This is a genomic window from Enterobacter cancerogenus, from assembly GCF_019047785.1.
In the GTDB taxonomy this organism is placed as follows: domain Bacteria; phylum Pseudomonadota; class Gammaproteobacteria; order Enterobacterales; family Enterobacteriaceae; genus Enterobacter; species Enterobacter cancerogenus.
In genome coordinates, this window is record NZ_CP077290.1 from 2,567,241 (window position 1) to 2,587,911 (window position 20,671).

Below are 20,671 nucleotides of genomic sequence, written 5' to 3' on the forward strand. Positions count from 1 at the left end.
CCGATGAAAGGCCTCCTGCTGGATGCCATCCCGCTCAACAGCCTGACGGGCGTGGGCGCGGCGCAAAGCGGTAAGCTGGCAAAAATTGGCCTGCATACCGTGCAGGATCTCCTGCTTCACCTCCCCCTGCGGTATGAAGACCGCACCCAGCTGTACAAAATTGGCGATCTCCTGCCCGCAATTTACGCCACCGTTGAGGGCGAAGTGCTGAACTGCAACATCACGTTCGGCGGACGTCGAATGATGACCTGTCAAATCAGCGACGGCACCGGCATTCTCACTATGCGCTTTTTCAACTTCAACGCGGCGATGAAAAACAGCCTTGCTACCGGAAGGCGGGTGCTGGCTTACGGCGAAGCCAAACGCGGAAAATACGGCGCAGAGATGATCCACCCCGAGTATCGCGTACAGGGCGACCTCAGCATGCCGGAGCTGCAGGAGACGCTCACGCCGGTCTACCCGACGACCGAAGGCATCAAGCAAGCGACGCTGCGCAAGCTGACCGATCAGGCGCTTGAGCTGCTTGATACCTGTGCCATCGCCGAGTTACTGCCGCCGGAGCTGGCGCAGGGCATGATGAGCCTGCCGGAGGCGCTGCGTACCCTGCACCGTCCGCCACCGACGCTCCAGCTCATTGATTTAGAAAGCGGCACGCATCCCGCCCAGCGGCGGCTTATCCTTGAGGAATTACTGGCTCACAACCTGAGCATGCTGGCCCTGCGTGCGGGAGCGCAGCGCTTCCACGCCCAGCCGTTAAGCCAGCGTGATGAGCTCAAAGATAAGCTTCTGGCCTCGCTGCCGTTTAAGCCGACAGGCGCACAGGCGCGTGTCACCGCCGAAATTGAGCGCGATATGGCACTCGACGTGCCGATGATGCGTCTGGTTCAGGGCGACGTCGGTTCCGGTAAAACGCTGGTTGCCGCGCTGGCCGCGTTGCGCGCCATTGCCCACGGCAAGCAGGTGGCACTGATGGCACCGACCGAACTGCTGGCCGAACAGCACGCCAATAACTTCCGCGCCTGGTTCGCCCCGCTTGGGGTTGAGGTGGGCTGGCTGGCCGGCAAGCAAAAGGGCAAAGCCCGTCTTGCGCAGCAGGAGGCGATTGCCAGCGGCCAGGTACAGATGATTGTTGGCACCCACGCCATCTTCCAGGAACAGGTCCAGTTTAACGGTCTGGCGCTGGTGATCATCGATGAACAGCACCGCTTTGGCGTGCATCAGCGTCTGGCGCTGTGGGAAAAGGGGCTGCAACAGGGCTACCACCCGCATCAGCTGATCATGACCGCCACGCCTATCCCGCGCACGCTGGCGATGACCGCCTACGCCGATCTCGATACCTCTACCATTGACGAGCTGCCGCCGGGCCGTACGCCGGTGACGACGGTCGCCATCCCGGACACGCGTCGCAGCGATATTATCGACCGCGTGCGCAACGCCTGCATGCAGGAAGGGCGTCAGGCCTACTGGGTGTGTACGCTGATCGAAGAGTCTGACCTGCTTGAAGCGCAGGCCGCAGAAGCCACCTGGGAAGAGCTTAAGCTGGCGCTACCGGAGCTGAATGTTGGCCTGGTGCACGGGCGTATGAAGCCCGCCGAGAAGCAGGCGGTCATGCAGGCCTTTAAACAGGGCGAGCTGCATCTTCTGATTGCTACAACGGTCATCGAAGTGGGTGTGGACGTGCCAAACGCCAGCCTGATGATTGTTGAAAACCCGGAACGCCTGGGTCTTGCGCAACTCCACCAGCTGCGCGGGCGCGTTGGCCGCGGTGCAGTGGCCTCCCACTGCGTTCTGCTTTATAAAGCGCCGCTGTCCAAAACCGCGCAGATGCGTCTGCAGGTCTTACGCGACAGCAACGATGGTTTCGTGATTGCGCAAAAAGACCTGGAAATCCGCGGGCCGGGCGAATTGCTGGGCACGCGTCAGACCGGCAACGCCGAGTTTAAGGTGGCGGATTTAATGCGCGATCAGGCCATGATCCCCGAAGTTCAGCGCCTCGCCCGCCATATTCATGAACGCTACCCCGAGCAGGCGGCAGCGCTTATCGAACGCTGGATGCCTGAAACCGAGCGCTACTCCAACGCCTGAAAACGCCACAGAATCCCCCTCAGAAAAATTTCTAAATGCAATCGTTTGCTTTTACCAACTGGTCAGATAAAATGCCCGCTTTTCCACCGTGGGATTGCCGCCGATGTCCGTTAACACCATAGAGTCTCCTGATGCGCAACCGATTGCGCAGAAGCAAAACAGTGAACTGATCTACCGCCTTGAGGACCGCCCGCCGCTGCCTCAAACGCTGTTCGCCGCGTGTCAGCACCTGCTGGCAATGTTCGTGGCGGTGATCACCCCTGCGTTATTGATTTGCCAGGCGCTCGGTTTACCGGCTCAGGATACTCAGCACATCATCAGCATGTCCCTGTTCGCCTCCGGTGTGGCCTCCATTATTCAAATTAAAGCATGGGGTCCGGTGGGGTCCGGGCTGCTGTCGATTCAGGGCACCAGTTTTAACTTTGTGGCCCCGCTGATCATGGGCGGTACGGCACTGAAAACCGGCGGTGCGGACGTCCCGACGATGATGGCAGCGCTGTTCGGCACGCTGATGCTGGCAAGCTGCACGGAGATGGTCATCTCCCGCGTGCTGCACCTGGCGCGCCGGGTGATCACGCCGCTGGTTTCCGGCGTGGTGGTGATGATTATCGGCCTGTCGCTGATTCAGGTTGGCCTGACGTCCATCGGCGGTGGCTATGCGGCGATGAACGACCACACCTTTGGCGCACCGAAAAACCTGCTGCTGGCAGGCATCGTGCTGGCGATTATCATTCTGCTCAACCGTCAGCGTAACCCGTATCTGCGCGTGGCATCGCTGGTGATTGCGATGGCGGCAGGCTACCTGATGGCGTGGGCGTTGGGCATGCTGCCGGAGAACACCGCCCCTGCCAATGCGGCGCTCATTACTGTCCCTACCCCGCTGTACTACGGCCTGGGCATTGACTGGGGTCTGCTGCTGCCGCTGATGCTGGTCTTTATGATCACCTCGCTCGAAACCATCGGCGACATTACGGCCACCTCCGACGTCTCCGAGCAGCCGGTCTCCGGCCCGCTGTACATGAAGCGTCTTAAAGGCGGCGTGCTGGCGAACGGCCTGAACTCGTTCGTCTCGGCGGTGTTCAACACCTTCCCGAACTCCTGCTTCGGCCAGAACAACGGCGTGATCCAGCTGACCGGCGTTGCCAGCCGCTACGTGGGTTTTGTGGTCGCCCTGATGCTGATCGTGCTCGGTCTGTTCCCGGCGGTAAGCGGCTTTGTGCAGCACATCCCTGAGCCAGTGCTTGGCGGCGCAACGCTGGTAATGTTCGGCACCATTGCGGCGTCCGGCGTGCGTATCGTCTCGCGCGAGCCGCTGAACCGCCGCGCAATTATGATTATCGCCCTGTCGCTGGCCGTCGGTCTTGGCGTCTCTCAGCAGCCGCTGATCCTGCAGTTTGCCCCTGACTGGGTGAAAAACCTGCTCTCTTCCGGCATCGCCGCCGGGGGGATCACCGCTATCGTTCTGAACCTTGTGTTCCCGCCTGAAAAGAACTGATCGCCATCACGGCAGGCTGTCAACGCCTGCCGTGACATCTCTTTACACCATTCCCGCCTTGAGGATTGCGCATAAATCGTGCATAACTCCTCTATGTGCGTTTCACGGGATGGAAGACCATGAAATTTATTGGAAAGCTCCTTATCTATCTTTTGGTGGCCCTGCTTATTGTAGTGCTGGCATTCTATTTTCTGCTTCAGACACGCTGGGGCGCGTCGCAGGCCAGCAGTTGGGTAACGGAAAATACCGCCTACGAACTCAATTTCGACCAGATGGATCACCGCTTTTCATCGCCTTCCCACATCGTTCTGAAAAACGTCACCTTCGGGCGCGATGGCAAACCCGCCACGCTGGTCGCCAAAACGGTCGATATTGGTCTGAGCAGCCGTCAAATCACCGATCCGCTGCATATGGACACCATTACCCTGTTTGACGGGACGTTGAACCTCTCCCCGCAGACCGCGCCGCTGCCTTTCCAGGCAGACCGCCTGCAGCTGAACAACATGGCTTTTAACAGCCCGAATACCGAGTGGGATTTGAGCGCGCAAAAAGTGACGGGCGGCGTGAGCCCGTGGCAGCCCGAGGCGGGTAACGTGCTGGGCAAAAATGCGCAGATCCAGATGAGCGCGGGTTCGCTCACCCTGAACGGCGTCCCGGCGACCAACGTGCTGATTGAGGGCAAACTCAACGGCAAGGAGGTGGTGCTTAACACCATCGGTGCCGATATGGCGCGCGGCTCGCTCACCGGCTCGGCCCAGCGCAACGCCGATGGCGGCTGGGTTATCGATACCCTGCGTCTGAATGATATCCGCCTGCAGAGCGAAAAAACGCTCGCCGATTTTTTCGCGCCGCTCACCACCGTTCCGTCCCTGCAGATTGGTCGGCTGGAGGTGACCGACGCGCGTCTTCAGGGGCCGGACTGGGCGGTGACCGATCTTGATTTAAGCCTGCGCAACCTGACGCTCGCCAAAGGCGACTGGCAGAGCCAGGACGGGCGTCTGTCGATGAACGCCAGCGAGTTTATCTACGGCTCGCTGCATCTGTTCGATCCTATTCTGAATACGGAGTTCTCCCCGCAGGGCATCGCGCTGCGTCAGTTCACCTCCCGCTGGGAAGGCGGTATGGTCCGCACGTCCGGCAACTGGCTGCGCGACGGTAAAGCACTGGTCCTGGACGATGCCGCCATCGCCGGGCTGGAGTACACCCTGCCTGAAAACTGGAAAACGCTGTGGATGGAGCCATTGCCGGAGTGGCTGAACAGCGTGACGCTGAAAAAATTTGGCCTGAGTCGCAATCTGGTCATTGATATCGACCCGGCCTTCCCGTGGCAGATAACCTCGCTTGACGGTTACGGCGCGAACCTGCAGCTGGCTAAAGATCGCCAGTGGGGCGTGTGGAGCGGCAGCGCAACGCTCAACGGCGCGGCGGCCACCTTTAACCGTGTTGACGTGCGGCGTCCGTCCCTGGCGCTGAATGCGAACGCCGCGACGGTGAACATTACCGAGCTTAGCGCCTTCACGGAAAAAGGCATTCTGGAAGCGACGGCGACGGTTTCACAGCTGGCGCAGCGTCAAACCACCGTCAGCCTGAATGGCCGCGGCGTACCGCTCAATATCATCAACCAGTGGGGATGGCCCGCATTGCCAATCGCGGGCGACGGCAATATGCAGCTGACCGCCAGCGGCAGCATCCAGGCCCACGCGCCGCTGAAGCCAACGGTTAACGGGAAGCTGAGTGCGGTGAATATGGATAAACAGCAGGTGCAGCAGACGATGACAGGCGGAGTGGTATCAACACCTGTGCAATAAACAAGCCGGGTGGCGGCTGCGCCTTACCCGGCCTACAAAAATACTGCATCGTAGGCCCGGTAAGCGAAGCGCCACCGGGCATTTTTTCAGCTCAGAGGTGAACAACCACCTCATTTCCCTCGGCTTTCACCACCACGCCCCACTCGCTACCTGCGTGTGAACCGCCCTTCACGCTGCCCACCTTCTGCACGTTGCTGCAGCAGACGATGACAGGCGGAGTGGTATCAACACCTGTGCAATAAATAAGCCGGGTGGCGGCTGCGCCTTACCCGGCCTACAAAAATACTGCATCGTAGGCCCGGTAAGCGAAGCGCCACCGGGCATTTTTTCAGCTCAGAGGTGAACAACCACCTCATTTCCCTCGGCTTTCACCACCACGCCCCACTCGCTACCTGCGTGTGAACCGCCCTTCACGCTGCTCACCTTCTGCACGTTGCGCAAGCAGACTGACCAGTTCCGCGCCTCGCCAGCCCCTGTAATTGTAATGCTGTCGCCCTGACGTGACGCCTTAAGGGTAAACGCCAATGAGCCGTCCGCCGCAGGGACGTCGCTCACCGCCGTTGCACCGTCATTCAGGTTAAACAGCTGGAAGGCCGTCCCCTCATTCCACGCATAGTCCGGCTTGCGATCGTTGTTGCCCAGCGCCAGCAGGGTGTTATCGCGCACATAGACCGGCAGGCTCAGGAAATCGTGCTGCTGCTTATGCCAGCGGCTGCCCTGAAGTTCATCGTTATGCCACAGGTGCGTCCAGCGCCCTTCCGGCAGATAAAACTGCACGTCACCCGCTTCGGAGAACACTGGCGCAACCATCACCGCATCCCCCAGCATGTACTGACGGTCAAGATAATCACACGCCGGATCGTTCGGGAACTCCAGCATCATTGCGCGCAGCATCGGCGTCCCGAACTCGCGGGCCAGCGCCGCCTGGCGATACAGGTACGGCATCATCCGGCATTTTAGCTGGGTGAAGTGGCGCACCACGTCGCAAGATTCGTCATCGTACGCCCACGGCACACGATAGGATTTGCTGCCGTGCAGGCGGCTATGGCTGGAGAACAGACCGAAGGCACACCAGCGTTTATAGACGTGCGCCGGAGCGGTGTTTTCGAACCCGCCGATATCGTGGCTCCAGAAACCAAAGCCGGACAGACCAATCGACAGCCCGCCGCGCAGGCTTTCTGCCATAGATTCATAGTTGGCGTAGCAGTCGCCGCCCCAGTGAACCGGGAATTGTTGCGCACCGACGGACGCCGAGCGGGCAAACAGCACCGCCTCGTCTTCGCCCACTGTCTCTTTTAGCACGTTCCACACCAGTTCGTTGTAAATGTAGGCGTAGTGGTTATGCATCTTCTGCGGATCGGACCCGTCGAACCACTGCACATCTGTCGGGATGCGCTCGCCGAAGTCGGTTTTAAAGCAATCCACGCCAATATCTACCAGGCCCTTGAGCTTGTCGGCATACCACCGGCAGGCTTCCGGGTTGGTAAAGTCGTAAATCGCCAGCCCCGGCTGCCATTTGTCCCACTGCCACAGCGAACCGTCCGGGCGCTTGAGCAAATAGCCTTTCTCTTTCAGCTCTTTAAACACCGGCGACTTCTGGCCGATATAGGGGTTGATCCACACGCAGACCTTCAGCCCCTTCTCCTTGAGGCGGCGGATCATCCCTTCCGGGTCCGGGAAGGTCACCGGGTCCCACTCAAAATCACACCACTGGAAGGCCTTCATCCAGAAACAGTCGAAGTGGAAGACGTGCAGGGGCAGGTCGCGTTCGGCCATGCCGTCGATAAAGCTGTTAACCGTCGCTTCGTCGTAGTTGGTGGTAAATGAGGTGGTCAGCCACAGGCCAAACGACCACGCGGGCGGCAGCGCCGGACGGCCAGTAAACTGCGTGTAGCGGTTGAGCACCTCTTTCGGCGTCGGGCCGTCGATCACGAAATATTCCAGATATTCGCCTTCAACGCTGAACTGCACCTTAGAGACTTTCTCTGAGCCGATCTCAAACGACACGTTTTCCGGATGGTTCACCAGCACGCCGTAGCCGCGGTTGGTGAGGTAGAACGGGATGTTTTTGTAGGATTGCTCGGTGCTGGTACCGCCATCGCGGTTCCAGGTTTCTACCGTCTGGCCGTTGCGCACCAGCGCGGTAAAACGCTCGCCCAGGCCGTAGACCGTTTCCCCTACCCCCAGGTCCAGGCGCTCGAACATGTAGTTGTGATCGGTGTTACCGTCCTGCACGTAGCCGTTATTTTTCAGCTGGCTGCCGGTAATCCGCTGTCCGTTGCGCAAGAAGTCCAGCGCCCAGAATTCCCCTTTGGTCACGCGCACGCTGATGCTGCCGCTTTTCAGCTCGGCAAACTCCGCGTTGTTTTCAATCTCGACCTTCACGTCGTTGAGAACGTTCAGCGGATAGTGCGGGCCGTTATCCAGCGCGCCCTGGAAATGCTCGATGCGCACCCCGACAATCCCCTCCTGCGGGGCAAACAGGCGAACGGTGAACATCAATGTATCGAGTTGCCAGGTGCGTTCGCGCACGTCGCGCGGTGCCACGTACACCACCAGGTCGTTGCCCTGCTGCTCCACATCGAACACCTGAACCGGATACGTCACGTTCAGGCCCGGTTGAATAAGCCAGTTTCCATCACTGATTTTCATCTTCTCGTCCTCTTAGTTCTGTAATTCTTTGCTGACCGGCAGGTTCTCAAATTCCTGCTGATTGCGGCGCGCGCCCTGCGCCAGCTCGCCCATGATTTTGATCAGGAACGGCGTTTTCAGCGTGTAATAGCGTTTGGCGATAATGGCGCTCAGCACGTAGCAGATGGCCGGAACCAGGGTAAACAGGCCAACAATGATGCTGATGGTCGCGCTGTTCTGGGTTTTGGCCGCCGCGTCATACCCGCCGCCTGCCAGCATCCAGCCGATCAATGCCCCGCCCAGCGCCAGGCCAAGCTTGAGCACGAACAAGGTACCCGCGAAGCTGATGCCGGTCAGGCGTTTGCCGTTAGTCCATTCGCCGTAGTCGACGGTATCGGACATCATCACCCACTGGATTGGCGTCACCAGCTGGTGCAGCACGCCAATGACGAAGATGAAGGCGAACATCAGGACGGTGGCATGCATCGGCACGAAGAACATCGCCACGCTCACCACCGCCAGCGCGGCGTTGGTCCACCAGAAGATGCTGACCTTGCATTTCCAGTCGGTGAGCGGTTTCGCCAGTGCGGAGCCAATCAGGTTGCCGACGCAGTAGGTGGTGAGGAACGCGACGAACACTTCTGGCGAGCCCATGATCCAGGTGCAGTAGTACATCATCGCGCCGCCGCGCACGCAGACGGCGAGAATGTTGAGGATGGTGAGCACGCCCACGATGCGCCACTGGTCGTTGTGCCAGATGTCGCGCAGGTCTTCACGCATGGAGGTGGTGCTCGGCGGCACCTGGATGCGCTCTTTGGTGGTGAAGAAGCAGAACGCCAGCATCAGGAACGCGACCACCGACAGCACGGCGATCCCGCCCTGGAAACCAAAGGCCTTGTCTTCCCCGCCAATCAACTTCACCAGCGGCATCATCAGCACCGTGGAGAGCATCCCTCCCGCCGTCGCCAGCACAAAGCGCCAGGACTGCAGGGAGATACGCTGCGTCGGGTCGTTGGTGATCACCCCGCCCAGCGCGCAGTAAGGAATATTCACCACGGTATAGAGCAGGGTCAGCAGAGTATAGGTAACGGCGGCGTAAATCATTTTGCCGTTCAGGCTGAGGTCTGGCGTGGTGTAGGCCAGCACGCAGACGATGCCAAACGGGATCGCGCCGAACAGTATCCACGGACGGAACTTGCCCCAGCGGCTGCGGGTGCGGTCGGCGATCAGCCCCATGCACGGGTCGGAGATGGCATCCAGGGCGCGCGCCAGCAGGAACATGGTGCCGACAAACCCGGCGGGGATACCAAAGATATCGGTGTAGAAAAACATCATATACAACATAACGTTATCAAAAATGATATGGCTGGCGGCATCGCCCATGCCGTAGCCAATCTTCTCTTTTACAGACAGTACTTCGCTCATATTTTTATATCCTTCACGCTGTAGGGGGCGCTGAGACCGGTTACCGTGTTTTTAAACCATTGTTTCGAAGACGGGTATTCTGATTTCTGGTTAGCAAGTTATGTTTCTTGTTTTTTGTGATCGCGATAAAAGTTGACGAGCACGAAAAGCTAACCTGAGGATTTTCTTAGGAATTAACTGAAACAGGTGGGTTAAGGTCAAAAGAGCAGTGAAAAAAGCGTGTGGGGGGATGTGGTAAATGCCTGAAAGTAGCTATAATGCGCCCCGCCTCCATGTAGCAATCGAGGCGCGGAAGATCGTCATCTCCGGTGAGGTGGCTGGACTTCAAATCCAGTTGGGGACGCCAGCGTTCCCGGGCAGGTTCGACTCCTGTGATCTTCCGCCAAAAATGCCGCTACTTTTCTATATTTATTAATTTCGTACTATTTTTATTCTCATTTTAATTGAGTTTAATATTTCCTATATTTTCTAAAAATGCACGATTCGTGCTCTTTTTTTTAACACCAGAATACAAAATAAAATAACCTTTGAAATTTTATTCATAAAGGATTATTAATATATTTGATCGGCCAACTGAACAGTATCCGTAGTATCTAAAACAATCTAATAACATTTTTTACATTTAGGTGGAATATGTATCAAGAAAAAGGAAATTATTGTGCTTTTTATGTTTCTGAACCTTTTAATCAGAGTTCATTAGGGGCACATGCAACTAAAGATTTTGTATATTATAATTTACTAAGATCATGGAAAGGCGCAGATCCCTCATTTCCATTTATTGATTCTCATAGCTCAACTTATAGTGTTCGGGATGGAAGTGATTGGGAAAAAACTCTTAAACCGAGATTGCATCAAAGACTCAAAAATTCGAAAAACATCATTCTATTTTTAAGTTCATCCACCATCAATTCAAGAGCGATAAGAGAAGAAGTTGATTACGCAATAAATACTCTATCATTACCCGTGATTGTAATATATCCAGAGTTTGAAAATAAAGAGGATATACACAATGCCAATGGCTTCACGAAGAAAATAACTGATCTTTGGGATCTGCTTCCAATTTTTCGTGATTCTAAAAATAAAGTTCCAGTAATGCATATGCCTTTAAAAAAAGAACTTGTCAAATTAGCGTTAAAAGATAAAGACTTCTATTTAGGGGGCAATGCTCAAAATATTGGATATTACTATAGCTGATAAATTACCGCATTATATATTTATGTAATGCGGTTCATTAGGATTTTTATCATGAAAAAAATACAGTTTTTCGATAGCAGAGTGAGAGACAATTTTTCTAAATATATCTCAACAATAAGTACTGTAGCCTCTGTTTTATTAATTTTCTTTAATATACCGGAAGACAAAAAAATTATTTTATTTGCTGTTTTTTTGGTGTGTCTTTCTTTACTTTACTGCAAAATATGGTGGCACTTTAATAACCTTCGAGAAATTGAATTAGATGTTGAAGGTAGTAAAGTAATGATTAAGACTGGAGACTTATTTTTACAAACTGGTTTGAAATGTATAGCATTTAACGAGTATTTTGACACTCAGGTTGACGAAAAAATCATATCATCAACATCTTTAAATGGTCAGTATATTAATAAGAAGTTTGCAAACTCGGTTAATGAACTAGACAAAATAATAGCTAATTATGAATTTGAAGAAGAAGAAAAAATAGAAGTTAATGATGAAAGAAGAGCAGGAAAAAAGGTAAAGTACTCTCTCGGAACGACTTGCGTTATTGATGATTATTTGCTTACTGCCTTTAGTCATTTTGACAAAAACAATAAAGCATATCTTTCTATGCCAGATTATTTATCATTTTTAATAACCTTTTGGGATAAAGTAAATAAAGTGTATGCTCAAAGGAATGTATCTGTTCCTATCTTTGGTTCAGGAATCACGCGAATAAAAGAACATAAAAACATTAGCGATGAAGAACTATTGAAGATTATGCTTTGGACATTTAGAATAAGTGAGATGAGATTCAAATATCCTGCAAAACTTTCAATTATTATTAATCATGAAAAGATTAAAACCATCAATTTATTAGATATCAAATCTGCACGAAATGGAATTTAATCACAGCTCAATATCACCCCTTTGGTTTGATACCTCTGGCGACTAGCGCTTGTCTCGCCAGTTCCTTCAACCAGCTGGCGAGACTCACCCCTTCCTCAGCCGCCACCGCATCCAACTGTTCCTTCAATGCCGGATCAATACGCATTTTAAACTGCGGAGATTGCCCACCACCTTTTGGCTTTTTTTCGCGCGATATGATTGACATGAGGCCACCTATTCATCTACTCTGACATACATAGGAGGCCACCTATACCTCCTGCATTAGCAACGCTCCGATGTGCGGGAACACAACCGGAGCGTCTAACCTCACCAACTATCAAGGAGTTGATTATGGCTGATACGCATTCTACCCCAGACACCGACCAATCCGGAACCGAGCACTCGCTAATTGTGGGATACCGCCCGAATGTATTAGACAAATCCACGCCGAAAATCATTCTTTCCGGCAAATGGCTGCGCGCGGCGGGGTTTGATACCGGACAGCAGGTCACGGTCAAGGTGATGAAGGGATGCATCGTTCTGGTGGCGTATAACGAGCAGGAGCAGAGGTTGCAGGATGATTATAAACGGACGAAGGCGAAGCTCAGTGAAATAGAGGACGCGCTCGCTGCGATTCAAACCCAGCTTCCTGGAAAGCACCTCGCAAAACCAAATACAAACCACCTGGCTTAGCGGTCGTTTCTGGCATACTACTGGCGGGTAGGCTTAATCGATAAAAAAGAAGGAAGCGACATGGCAGATAAAAACGTAATCCAATCCCCGGCGGGTGAATTTGTTATGTTTGCTAGTGAGGACGGTACGGTTCGCATCACATGTCGCTTTGAGAATGAAACGCTCTGGCTATCGCAAGCAGCCATAGCAGCTCTTTATCAAGTCACTCCTCAAGCCATTACTCAGCATATTAAAGCTATTTACGAAGAAGGTGAGCTTGAACAAAAAGCAACTTGTAAGGCTTACTTACAAGTTCAGCAAGAAGGCCAGCGGAAGGTCAATCGGAACACGCTTCACTATAGCCTGCCCGTCATCCTCGCAATCGGTTACCGCGTCCGCTCCACGCGAGGTACACAGTTCCGCCAGTGGGCCACCCAAACGCTTCAGGAATACCTGGTTAAAGGCTTCGTTATGGACGACGAGCGCCTGAAAAATCCGCCTGTCGGATCATCCGCCGTACCTGACTATTTCGAAGAAATGCTGGAACGCATTCGCGATATACGGGCCAGCGAACGCCGGGTCTATCTTCGCGTAAGGGAGATTTTTGCGCTAGCCGCTGACTATCAGCCGTCGCTCAAAGAAACCACGCAATTCTTTCAGACCATCCAGAATAAACTGCATTTTGCCTGCACGGGCTACACCGCAGCTGAGTTGATTCACCACCGCGCAGATGCCAGCCAACCGCATATGGGGCTGACCAGCTATAAAGGCGAAGACGTCCGCAAAAGCGATGTCACCACCGCAAAAAATTATCTGTCTCAGGATGAGGTGAGCGAACTTAATCGCGTCGTGAATATGTGGTTGGATTTTGCCGAAGATCAGGCCAAACGCCGCAAGCAGGTATTTTTACAAGACTGGCAAACCAAACTCGATCAGTTCCTGCAATTCAACGATCGGGACGTATTGGAAGGAGCAGGTAAAATCAGCAAGAAAGCGGCTGATGAAAAGGCGTGCTCAGAATACATTGAGTTTGAAAAAAAGCAGCGCCTGCTGAAAGAAGCCGAAGGAGAGAAAGATATCGTCGGATTATTAAAATGGGATAAGCAGGATAAGCGATAATCCCGTTACAGGTTCGGGATTTAATGACATTCATCTTTTCAAGACGTGACGCTATTTTTAGTCATCATTCCTCTTTCGATGGAAGAGCAGCCATAAAGAAATCTGATAATCCTTTGAGATCAATTCACGCAACATATATCTCACCACGATGGCCATCTATTTAACTAGCCAACGTTTTTAAGCATTCCGATTTTGAAATGTAAGTCACAATTTAAACTAATAATGAAGAGTAGTTTCACTCAGTCTATAAAAGGGGGTTGAGATGGCTATACCTGTATACTTAAGGATTGAGGATGATTCAGGCCGGAGGATTAATGGTCCTGATGATATAAAAGATCGAAAAGACTCAAGAAAAGTGATTGAATTTATGCACTCGTTCGAACAATTTATAGATAAGTTCCCTGAGAAAATCACAGCTAATGGTAAAAGCAGTTTGCACCCTGACGACTCTTCAGAGGGCTGTATCATTGCTCCTCTGAGTGCCAGAAGGAGTATCTGGAAAAGCAACGATGCGGTATTGGTTGTCAAATGAAGCGCTTATTATTACTTGTTGCAATCAGTTCGCACGTTTCAGCATCTGAAATGACTGGCTTCGCGACCCAGTATTACAACGAAGACGACTCACTGACGGAAATTTCAAGCAAATTCCCCCTCACCCCTACCATCACTGTCGGTAAGAAAACCATGAAGATGGAGGTTACGCATCTGACAGACATCTCCAGTACACCCGTCAACAAAGACGATTCCGCGCGCTGGGTTTGCCTTCATGACGACAGTGGCACTAATTACTGGTTCATTTCTGATAACGAAATGGGTGCAGGTCTACTCACTGCTCTGGCCATAGCTCAGGATGGCATTCATAAAGAGTGTGCGAAAACAACGGAACATGTCAGCGTTTCAGTCGCTAATGTTCCATTGTTGAATGCAACGCATGAGGATCTGGTCAAATTGTCCGGCATGAAAGAGATCGCCAAAAAGAAAGCGATGCTTTTCTATCAGGAGACGCCTGTACAGGAAGGCTTCATCAAGAGTAATACTGTCTCTTACTACTTTAACGGCGAAAAAGTGCGTGGCGTCATCATCGGGCAAATTACCAGTAATTAGTTCGCAGACTCCCTTCTCCCGTGGGAGAGGGAGTTAAGCCTGCGCACCCAGCCGCATATGCAGCAACGGAAACGCATTGCCCTGCCCGTCCAGTTCTGAACGCCCCACCTGCTCAAAACCCATATGCCGGTAAAACGCCACGCCCTGCGGGTTTTGCTCATTCACGTCCACTTCGTTTACGCCAAATTCTGCGATGGCGTATTTCAACAATAATTTCCCCACGCCTTTTCCCCGGCTGGCGTCGTCGACAAACAGCATTTCAATCCGGTTTTCATCGACGCCTAAAAAGCCGTGAATTATGCCCGCGTCATCACGCGCGATGACAACCGTCAGGCCAGGCAGATAGGTGTTGAGCAATAACGGCCGCAGTGCCGCAATATCGCTTTCCTGTAAGAAATGGTGAGTGGCGCGAACGGCGGATTCCCAGATCGCGGTGAGACGTTCAAATTGTGAAGGGACGGCGGTTTCTATTTTCATGACGGGATTCTGTTTGGATAGCCCCGTTATTTCAAGTGCATCCTTCACGCGTTTAACTTTCACCCGCACGGTGTCGCTTTGCTCGGATAAGACACCGGAGCGATATCAATGAAAAAACTTACCCTGCTGCTGCTTCTCCCGCTTTTGCTGAGCGGCTGTGCCGCCATTGTCGGCGATAACGAAGAAACCGTGACCATCAACAGCCAGCCGACGAACGCGTTCTTTATCATCGCCGATCAACGCGGTGCGATAGTCAAAACCGGCACCACGCCGCAGACCGTCACCCTTACGAAGTCGAACGGCAGCTACTTTGGCAAACGCGAGTACACGCTCACGCTCAAACAGGACGGCTACTACTCGCTTATCGTGCCGCTGGATACCCGCCTGAGCCACTGGTACACCCTGGGGAACGTGATATTCCTGGGCGTGCCCGGCTGGCTGATTGTCGATCCGTTCTTCGGCGGGATGTACACCTTCAAAAACGACACCGTTGACGGCGTACTGCGTCCCTGCCCGCCAGGTCCGTTCAACTACATGTGCTCATAACCCTGCGACGTGCGCCAGACGCCCGGCGTGCAGCCATACTCCGTCTGAAAATGGCGGATAAAGTGCGCGCAGTCGCTAAAGCCCATCCGCAGGCCAATGTCCGTTACGCTCTGCTGCGAATTTTTTAGCAGCCAGCAGGCATAACGAAGACGGGCACTGCGGATGAACTCTCGAGTCGTTTTACCAAACTCGGCATGAAACAGGCGATTGAGCTGCCGCTCGCTAAGCGCCACCTCGCTGGCAAGCCCCGCAGGGGTGAGCGGCCGGGTGAGATACTGTTCAATGAGCAGCACCACGCGACGCAAACGCGAATCAGGAATGAGGGCAAGGCTGGCTGGTCGGGGAGTGACATTCTCAAGCGGGGCAAGGGAGAGCTGCTGAGCGGCGGTCTTCGCCGTGTCATTACCGGCATGAAGCCGAATCAGCTCAGTGGCCAGGGTAATGGTCGAAATACCGCCCGGGCAGGTCAGGACATCCCCTTCATTAATAAAATCATAACCCTGCTCCGCATATACCTGCGGAAAAGCGTGTTGGAATATCTCAAGGTGGAAAGGATGAATGGACGCTCGCCGCTCGTTCAGTAGCCCTTCCTGCGCCAGCACAAAACTGCCGGTGCCGATGCCAATCAGCGGAACGTTCATGTGATGCGCATGCGCAAGATACTCTCTGTCTCCCGGGTATCCTTGCGCCAGATACTTCAGGCCCCCTCCAATCACCGCGACATAATTAAAATGCTCAGGCGGGGCATGTGCTGCATCGGGTCTGATGCTCACCCCCACATTGCTGCACAGCGGGATATCGGGGTGCTCGCTGATGAGCGTAATGTCAAAAGCACGTGTCTTCTCACGCTTTGCCGCATTCCGCAGCGCCTCCATCAACCCGGATAACGCCAGCAGCGAAAACCGGGGCCACAGCAGCAACCCGATATGCAGCCGTGTAGTGGGCGCAGCGATACTGCCCCCGGACGGTTCAATTATCATTTTCATTAACTTGCCAAATTTAGAGTAATTACATTATTGCAACACAACGGTTGTTTTTATTTTTCTAAGGTAATTCTTAGATACTAAATAAAGCATAAATGAGAATAAAGGATTTTATCGCATAATCTTTTCAAAATTATTCATTTTTGGTATTTCGACATACATATGTCGGTAATGTTCCTAAGGTAAAAATATAGTTATCATTCTGTTGTTCATTAATGCGGATATAAATACTTTTCCCGGGATAAACAAAAAATTGCGGTTCGTATTTCTCCAGCAGGCGATCCGCGACGTTATCTCCCGGGAACGTCAAATTATTTTCAGATGTTAGTAACCAGACATTGTCTTTCCGCGCCACGCGGAAGGATATTTTCCGGTCGATAATCGAGTCAGGTTTGCTCTGCAGTCTGCCGTTCATGCTGAGCGTGCCGCTTTTGCCGTCAAACCGGTAATTCAGCCAGAGCGACACCTTCTCGTCCTTATGGTGCTGCACCAGGTTAGCCTGACAGGAAAAGGGTTTTATGGCATATCGCTGCCACAAAAAATAGCCCAGCACCACGGCGGCGGCGATAAATAAGAGTGCCAGCAGGGAGAGCATTTGACGATGACGGGTCATGCTAGCGGTCCTCAATAAAATAATCAGAGATGCAGCGGTTAGGCTCTTTCATTGACTTGTCACAGCGAATAACGGAAGCGCGCGGTAACAATTCATACCAGCTGATATAGATCCACGGGTAGTCTGCACATTCCGCTTTAAACTGATCGACATAGGCCAGCGCTTTGGCACGTTCACTCTGCGTCTGGATGCCCTTTGCCAGCCACACGTGGCAGGCCCCTATGGTGGTGGCAAAACGATAATCCTCGATGAAGCGGTTTTCCCGCGCGTTGCTGTGGCCGATGATGCCCACACTCATCAGCAAAACCAGCAGGATCATTAACATCCCTGCCAGCCAGCGAGCACGAGCAAGGCGGCTGTCCCGTTCGGGCAGTGCGTTCTCGCCAGGCTCCTCATTAAGGCGCAAGTCGGCGGTATCCTGCTGCACCGCCGTTTCCGGCACCGCCATTTCAGGCGCGGGCGTGGCCGGCTCTTTAATCACAATCTGCGTGTCGCTTGCCAGCGTTAAGCCGATGCGGGGGATGGTGACGATAGGATCGACGTCAAAACCAATTTTTTTCAGCCCTTTGCGCAGAATCGAGATATTTTGGTAATAGGTATTCGGCGAAACCAGCATACCGCGGCGTTGCCACACAATATCGAGAAAATCCTGCTGGGTGACAATCGACCCCGCTCTTTCAATTAATAACAACAGACAACGGCCCGCAGGCGAATTCAGCACGACAACACGATCCGGATTGTTGATATCGCGAAGCGTGCTGGCTGCAGGATGAAACTCAACAATATTATTTATTATGTAATGCTTATGCATAGTGTCAGCGACGGTCCTCCTGAAACACTCTCATGATGTTATCGTTTTCTTGTTTACATAAAGAAAAAAGGTCTCCCTTCACGTCCAAATCAATGTGACTGATAAAATTAACGCTGTATATCTTAGCAAGTAGCGAAAATTCTTAATTTCTTATTTTCTCTTTAACTTCACTGAAGCGAGAGAAGTTCGCCATTTGCGTTAAAGCGCCTGCTGACGGGCTTCCCGGGGCCTTTATGGATTCTCTCTCATTTTTTGTGAAGTGGCGTTAATGCCTCAGAAACTTCTCACAAACCGCCTTTCGCCAGGCGAGCACGGCCGCGTTGAAATAGCGTTAACACGCCATCTTGACATTGACAAAAATAGACAAACAACCTAATTGTACGCAATGGACATGCGTGTCTGAATCATTCAACAGAGACACGTCTGATATTTTGTGAACTAGTCGCAATATCAATAAGTTAGAAGTATAAATATCGCAATCACCCTGCCAGAGCATTCATCTACAACAGGATAAATTCCCGCCATTTGTTATTCATTGTCAGCACGTTGCCGCCTGCTCTTACATTAGTAAACAAAAGGCTTACAAAACATTTATCAAAGCGTAAGTAGCATGAAAAAGCGCAGGTATGATTAATTGAAACAACACGCAGCACAGAACCAGCAAGAGGAAAACGGCGTTACCATTATCAATCTTAAAGATTAATATAAATTTAGATTAATTCAGGTTACCTCTTTTTTGGCCGACTTATACTAGCCCTACACAGCACAACGTGATTGCTTCGAAAGTACAGGCCGATATCAACATACTGGTTCGCCTCATTACAATTATAAATCGAGGGAATAACATGGCGAATGAACCCTATATAAAAAGACCGATTCATATTGCGTTGATGGGTGGCGATCATTATGCACGCCAGGGCATTACCGCGTTATTAATGAAGGTTAACCCAAAGGTGCAGGTAAAAATATCGACGGAAGATTATCAGCAGCTTAACGCGATGTTAGCCACAACCCGCATAGATATTCTCTTTATGTCCGGGGCTGATAAATACCATACGGGATACGATTACTTACGCTATTTGAAAAGAATTAAAGCCGAGCATCCGGAAACAGTGATTTGTCTTTATTCCGCCCCCGCGAACTCCATGCTGTGGGTCAGAGGAGATATAGACGCCTATATGTCGCTTCAGGATCCGCTTTATCACTGGCGAACTAATTTAATGCGGTTGGTCGATAACCGCTATCGGCCAAAACAGAGATCAACGGCGTTATCGCTGACGCCGGGTGAATGGAGGGTATTGAAGGAGCTGCGTAAAGGTCTGGATATGCGCTACATCGCCGAAATGGAGAAGCTTTCTTACCGTCGTGTCAGCGCGTTAAAAAGCTCAGCGATAAAAAAACTTGGGCTCAGGAACAAGACAGATTTGCTGGTCTTTTTAACCAGTTAGACCTGCCAACTTCAGAGCAAATCTCGTAATAACAACACAATGGAATCAAGACAATGAAAGCTCAATTCACAAAAAAAACAGTGCTGGCAATCGCTGCTATGGCCTTACTGCCAGCGGGCAATGCCCTGGCCGCTGGCACCAGCGGCGGTACGGTTAACTTTAACGGTAGCGTCGTGACCTCCGCCTGCGCCATCAGCGCGGGTAGCGCCAACATTGACGTCGACATGGGTGAAGTCCGTACCGCAACCCTGGCGGCGGCGGGCAGCGAGGCCAGCACGGCAAAAGCCTTCTCCATCACCCTGGAAGATTGCGAAATCGCGGATACCTCTGCTTCAACGGAGACGAACCCGATTGCCGCAACCACCATCGCCGTGACCTTTACCGGCACGCCGGACAGCGCCGATGTCCACAGTCTGGCGGTCGGGTCAAACGGCAGCGCTAACTCGGCTCAGAACGTTGCGATCCGTCTGTATGACGAAAAGGGCAACATCGTGCATCTGGGTGAGGCAGCCGCCGCGGTGCCCCTGCGTGCCGGCCCTAACGTCCTGAACTTCAGCGCGAAGTACATCTCCCCGGAAGGTCATGCCACCGCGGGCGATGCCAGCGCAACGGCAACCTACACCGTGACCTATTCGTAATCATCAGGCCCGGTCTGCGGGCCGGGCCTGACACCGTTTTAAGGAGAAACACTATGCGCGTATTACCATGGATTTGTCTGGCAGGTTCGTTATGTGCAACGGCCGCCTATGCAGGCGGCGTCGGGCTTGGCGCAACGCGAATGGTCTACTCCAGCTCCACCACACAGTCCATGCTGCAGGTGAGAAACACCCATCCCGATGCCACCTTCCTGATCCAGTCCTGGATAGAAAGTGAAAACGGCGAACGCAGCCATGACTTCGTCATTACGCCACCGCTGTACGTGTTAAAACCGGCCAGCGAGAGCGTGGTGAAAATCATGTTTAACGGCAAATCCCTGCCTCAGGATCGCGAAACGCTCTACTGGATAACGGTAAAAGCGATCCCGCAGCAGATGAAAAACAGCTCGGGCAACTCCCTGCAGTTTGCCTCGGCCAACCGCATCAAAATTTTCTACCGCCCGGACGGGCTTAGGGAAGGTGCGGGCGAAGCGTGGAAATCCCTCCGCGGCAGTTTCCGCGCGGGCCAGGTCACCCTGACGAACCCTACGCCGTACTACCTCACCACCATCAACGTGAAGGTCGACGGCAAGCCGGTTAAGCCGGTCATGCTGCCTCCGAAGGGGAGCGTGACGCTGGCGGAAAGCTTTAGCCATGCAAACAGCGTGAGCTACCAGACCATTAACGATTACGGAGCATGGACGCCCGTGACCCGCTCGTCGTTATCCCCTTAATCAGCATCCCGAGGGCGTGACCAC

The 20,671-nt window shown here is 52.8% G+C and carries 20 protein-coding genes and 1 tRNA gene; 14 read left to right on the forward strand and 7 right to left on the reverse strand.

The features are described 5' to 3' along the window. Positions 1–3 precede the first annotated feature (3 nt). The 3 genes from recG (at position 4) to I6L58_RS12090 (ending at position 5,388) form a co-directional block, all read left to right on the forward strand. A complete protein-coding gene (recG, locus tag I6L58_RS12080) occupies positions 4–2,085 on the forward strand; it encodes an ATP-dependent DNA helicase RecG (RefSeq protein ID WP_088208988.1) in 2,082 nt (693 codons plus the stop codon). Between the two features lie 103 nt (positions 2,086–2,188). Then, positions 2,189–3,580 carry a nucleobase:cation symporter-2 family protein gene (locus tag I6L58_RS12085; RefSeq protein WP_006177706.1) on the forward strand — a complete coding sequence of 464 codons (1,392 nt, stop codon included), beginning with the start codon at positions 2,189–2,191 and terminating at the stop codon, positions 3,578–3,580. 119 nt (positions 3,581–3,699) lie between these two features. Continuing rightward, positions 3,700–5,388 (forward strand): AsmA family protein, encoded by a 1,689-nt coding sequence (locus I6L58_RS12090; protein WP_088208987.1) that lies wholly within the window; start codon positions 3,700–3,702, stop codon positions 5,386–5,388. A gap of 333 nt (positions 5,389–5,721) precedes the next feature. Here I6L58_RS12090 and yicI read toward each other — a convergent pair whose 3' ends face one another. Together yicI and I6L58_RS12100 are read right to left on the reverse strand one after the other, a co-directional pair. Continuing rightward, on the reverse strand, positions 5,722–8,040 hold the full coding sequence (yicI, locus tag I6L58_RS12095) for an alpha-xylosidase (RefSeq protein ID WP_088208986.1): 2,319 nt from the start codon (positions 8,038–8,040) through the stop codon (positions 5,722–5,724). Between the two features lie 12 nt (positions 8,041–8,052). Further along, positions 8,053–9,444 carry a glycoside-pentoside-hexuronide family transporter gene (locus tag I6L58_RS12100; protein ID WP_058610858.1) on the reverse strand — a complete coding sequence of 464 codons (1,392 nt, stop codon included), beginning with the start codon at positions 9,442–9,444 and terminating at the stop codon, positions 8,053–8,055. Between the two features lie 290 nt (positions 9,445–9,734). On the opposite strand from I6L58_RS12100, the gene I6L58_RS12105 reads away from it, so the two are divergent. The 3 genes from I6L58_RS12105 to I6L58_RS12115 all read left to right on the forward strand — a co-directional run bounded on the left by I6L58_RS12105 (position 9,735) and on the right by I6L58_RS12115 (position 11,526). Beyond that, positions 9,735–9,829, forward strand: a tRNA-Sec gene (locus I6L58_RS12105). A 248-nt stretch (positions 9,830–10,077) separates the two neighbouring features. Then, positions 10,078–10,638, forward strand: coding sequence for a TIR domain-containing protein (locus I6L58_RS12110; protein ID WP_088208985.1), 561 nt, complete (start codon positions 10,078–10,080; stop codon positions 10,636–10,638). Positions 10,639–10,689: 51 nt separating this feature from the next. After that, positions 10,690–11,526, forward strand: coding sequence for a macro domain-containing protein (locus I6L58_RS12115; protein WP_088208984.1), 837 nt, complete (start codon positions 10,690–10,692; stop codon positions 11,524–11,526). A 13-nt stretch (positions 11,527–11,539) separates the two neighbouring features. Here the strand turns inward: I6L58_RS12115 and I6L58_RS12120 are convergent, their stop codons facing one another. After that, positions 11,540–11,731 (reverse strand): toxin-antitoxin system HicB family antitoxin, encoded by a 192-nt coding sequence (locus I6L58_RS12120; RefSeq protein ID WP_088208983.1) that lies wholly within the window; start codon positions 11,729–11,731, stop codon positions 11,540–11,542. A gap of 125 nt (positions 11,732–11,856) precedes the next feature. Between I6L58_RS12120 and I6L58_RS12125 the strand changes: the two genes are divergently transcribed. The 4 genes from I6L58_RS12125 to I6L58_RS12140 all read left to right on the forward strand — a co-directional run bounded on the left by I6L58_RS12125 (position 11,857) and on the right by I6L58_RS12140 (position 14,400). Next, complete coding sequence (locus I6L58_RS12125) at positions 11,857–12,198, forward strand: SymE family type I addiction module toxin (protein ID WP_006177695.1); 342 nt, start codon at positions 11,857–11,859, stop codon at positions 12,196–12,198. 60 nt (positions 12,199–12,258) lie between these two features. Further along, the gene (locus I6L58_RS12130) at positions 12,259–13,296 is read left to right on the forward strand and encodes a virulence RhuM family protein (RefSeq protein WP_088208982.1); all 1,038 of its coding nucleotides are present in this window, start codon (positions 12,259–12,261) and stop codon (positions 13,294–13,296) included. Positions 13,297–13,558: 262 nt separating this feature from the next. Beyond that, positions 13,559–13,828 (forward strand): hypothetical protein, encoded by a 270-nt coding sequence (locus tag I6L58_RS22925; protein ID WP_233500303.1) that lies wholly within the window; start codon positions 13,559–13,561, stop codon positions 13,826–13,828. Then, positions 13,825–14,400 (forward strand): hypothetical protein, encoded by a 576-nt coding sequence (locus I6L58_RS12140; protein ID WP_254082117.1) that lies wholly within the window; start codon positions 13,825–13,827, stop codon positions 14,398–14,400. Before I6L58_RS22925 ends, I6L58_RS12140 begins: the two co-directional genes overlap by 4 nt. A gap of 33 nt (positions 14,401–14,433) precedes the next feature. On the opposite strand, the gene I6L58_RS12145 is transcribed toward I6L58_RS12140, so the two are convergent. Next, positions 14,434–14,877, reverse strand: a complete 444-nt coding sequence (locus I6L58_RS12145) for a GNAT family N-acetyltransferase (protein ID WP_088208981.1) — start codon at positions 14,875–14,877, stop codon at positions 14,434–14,436. A gap of 108 nt (positions 14,878–14,985) precedes the next feature. On the opposite strand from I6L58_RS12145, the gene I6L58_RS12150 reads away from it, so the two are divergent. Further along, the gene (locus I6L58_RS12150; protein WP_088208980.1) at positions 14,986–15,423 is read left to right on the forward strand and encodes a hypothetical protein; all 438 of its coding nucleotides are present in this window, start codon (positions 14,986–14,988) and stop codon (positions 15,421–15,423) included. Here the strand turns inward: I6L58_RS12150 and I6L58_RS12155 are convergent. The 3 genes from I6L58_RS12155 to I6L58_RS12165 form a co-directional block, all read right to left on the reverse strand. Beyond that, on the reverse strand, positions 15,408–16,409 hold the full coding sequence (locus I6L58_RS12155; RefSeq protein WP_088208979.1) for a GlxA family transcriptional regulator: 1,002 nt from the start codon (positions 16,407–16,409) through the stop codon (positions 15,408–15,410). The two genes, I6L58_RS12150 and I6L58_RS12155, sit on opposite strands and share 16 nt — an antisense overlap. Before the next feature lie 130 nt (positions 16,410–16,539). Beyond that, the gene (locus I6L58_RS12160; RefSeq protein WP_088208978.1) at positions 16,540–17,019 is read right to left on the reverse strand and encodes a hypothetical protein; all 480 of its coding nucleotides are present in this window, start codon (positions 17,017–17,019) and stop codon (positions 16,540–16,542) included. Between the two features lies 1 nt (position 17,020). Then, on the reverse strand, positions 17,021–17,830 hold the full coding sequence (locus tag I6L58_RS12165) for a winged helix-turn-helix domain-containing protein (protein WP_058609945.1): 810 nt from the start codon (positions 17,828–17,830) through the stop codon (positions 17,021–17,023). A gap of 845 nt (positions 17,831–18,675) precedes the next feature. Here I6L58_RS12165 and I6L58_RS12170 point away from each other — a divergent pair. Genes I6L58_RS12170 through I6L58_RS12180 form a run of 3 tightly spaced genes read left to right on the forward strand, consistent with a single transcriptional unit; the run spans position 18,676 to position 20,647 of the window. Beyond that, complete coding sequence (locus I6L58_RS12170; protein ID WP_088208977.1) at positions 18,676–19,278, forward strand: LuxR C-terminal-related transcriptional regulator; 603 nt, start codon at positions 18,676–18,678, stop codon at positions 19,276–19,278. Between the two features lie 53 nt (positions 19,279–19,331). Next, on the forward strand, positions 19,332–19,916 hold the full coding sequence (locus tag I6L58_RS12175; protein ID WP_088208976.1) for a fimbrial protein: 585 nt from the start codon (positions 19,332–19,334) through the stop codon (positions 19,914–19,916). A 53-nt stretch (positions 19,917–19,969) separates the two neighbouring features. Further along, positions 19,970–20,647, forward strand: coding sequence for a fimbrial biogenesis chaperone (locus I6L58_RS12180; protein ID WP_042321313.1), 678 nt, complete (start codon positions 19,970–19,972; stop codon positions 20,645–20,647). The last annotated feature ends 24 nt before the right edge of the window (positions 20,648–20,671 follow it).

What these genes read in the sequence shown, in the direction of transcription:
- recG (WP_088208988.1), top strand. Translation starts at nt 4, where the DNA reads ATGAAAGGCCTCCTGCTGGATGCCATCCCGCTCAACAGCCTGACGGGC.
- I6L58_RS12085 (WP_006177706.1), top strand. Translation starts at nt 2,189, where the DNA reads ATGTCCGTTAACACCATAGAGTCTCCTGATGCGCAACCGATTGCGCAG.
- I6L58_RS12090 (WP_088208987.1), top strand. Translation starts at nt 3,700, where the DNA reads ATGAAATTTATTGGAAAGCTCCTTATCTATCTTTTGGTGGCCCTGCTT.
- yicI (WP_088208986.1), bottom strand. Translation starts at nt 8,040, where the DNA reads ATGAAAATCAGTGATGGAAACTGGCTTATTCAACCGGGCCTGAACGTG.
- I6L58_RS12100 (WP_058610858.1), bottom strand. Translation starts at nt 9,444, where the DNA reads ATGAGCGAAGTACTGTCTGTAAAAGAGAAGATTGGCTACGGCATGGGC.
- I6L58_RS12110 (WP_088208985.1), top strand. Translation starts at nt 10,078, where the DNA reads ATGTATCAAGAAAAAGGAAATTATTGTGCTTTTTATGTTTCTGAACCT.
- I6L58_RS12115 (WP_088208984.1), top strand. Translation starts at nt 10,690, where the DNA reads ATGAAAAAAATACAGTTTTTCGATAGCAGAGTGAGAGACAATTTTTCT.
- I6L58_RS12120 (WP_088208983.1), bottom strand. Translation starts at nt 11,731, where the DNA reads ATGTCAATCATATCGCGCGAAAAAAAGCCAAAAGGTGGTGGGCAATCT.
- I6L58_RS12125 (WP_006177695.1), top strand. Translation starts at nt 11,857, where the DNA reads ATGGCTGATACGCATTCTACCCCAGACACCGACCAATCCGGAACCGAG.
- I6L58_RS12130 (WP_088208982.1), top strand. Translation starts at nt 12,259, where the DNA reads ATGGCAGATAAAAACGTAATCCAATCCCCGGCGGGTGAATTTGTTATG.
- I6L58_RS22925 (WP_233500303.1), top strand. Translation starts at nt 13,559, where the DNA reads ATGGCTATACCTGTATACTTAAGGATTGAGGATGATTCAGGCCGGAGG.
- I6L58_RS12140 (WP_254082117.1), top strand. Translation starts at nt 13,825, where the DNA reads ATGAAGCGCTTATTATTACTTGTTGCAATCAGTTCGCACGTTTCAGCA.
- I6L58_RS12145 (WP_088208981.1), bottom strand. Translation starts at nt 14,877, where the DNA reads ATGAAAATAGAAACCGCCGTCCCTTCACAATTTGAACGTCTCACCGCG.
- I6L58_RS12150 (WP_088208980.1), top strand. Translation starts at nt 14,986, where the DNA reads ATGAAAAAACTTACCCTGCTGCTGCTTCTCCCGCTTTTGCTGAGCGGC.
- I6L58_RS12155 (WP_088208979.1), bottom strand. Translation starts at nt 16,409, where the DNA reads ATGAAAATGATAATTGAACCGTCCGGGGGCAGTATCGCTGCGCCCACT.
- I6L58_RS12160 (WP_088208978.1), bottom strand. Translation starts at nt 17,019, where the DNA reads ATGACCCGTCATCGTCAAATGCTCTCCCTGCTGGCACTCTTATTTATC.
- I6L58_RS12165 (WP_058609945.1), bottom strand. Translation starts at nt 17,830, where the DNA reads ATGCATAAGCATTACATAATAAATAATATTGTTGAGTTTCATCCTGCA.
- I6L58_RS12170 (WP_088208977.1), top strand. Translation starts at nt 18,676, where the DNA reads ATGGCGAATGAACCCTATATAAAAAGACCGATTCATATTGCGTTGATG.
- I6L58_RS12175 (WP_088208976.1), top strand. Translation starts at nt 19,332, where the DNA reads ATGAAAGCTCAATTCACAAAAAAAACAGTGCTGGCAATCGCTGCTATG.
- I6L58_RS12180 (WP_042321313.1), top strand. Translation starts at nt 19,970, where the DNA reads ATGCGCGTATTACCATGGATTTGTCTGGCAGGTTCGTTATGTGCAACG.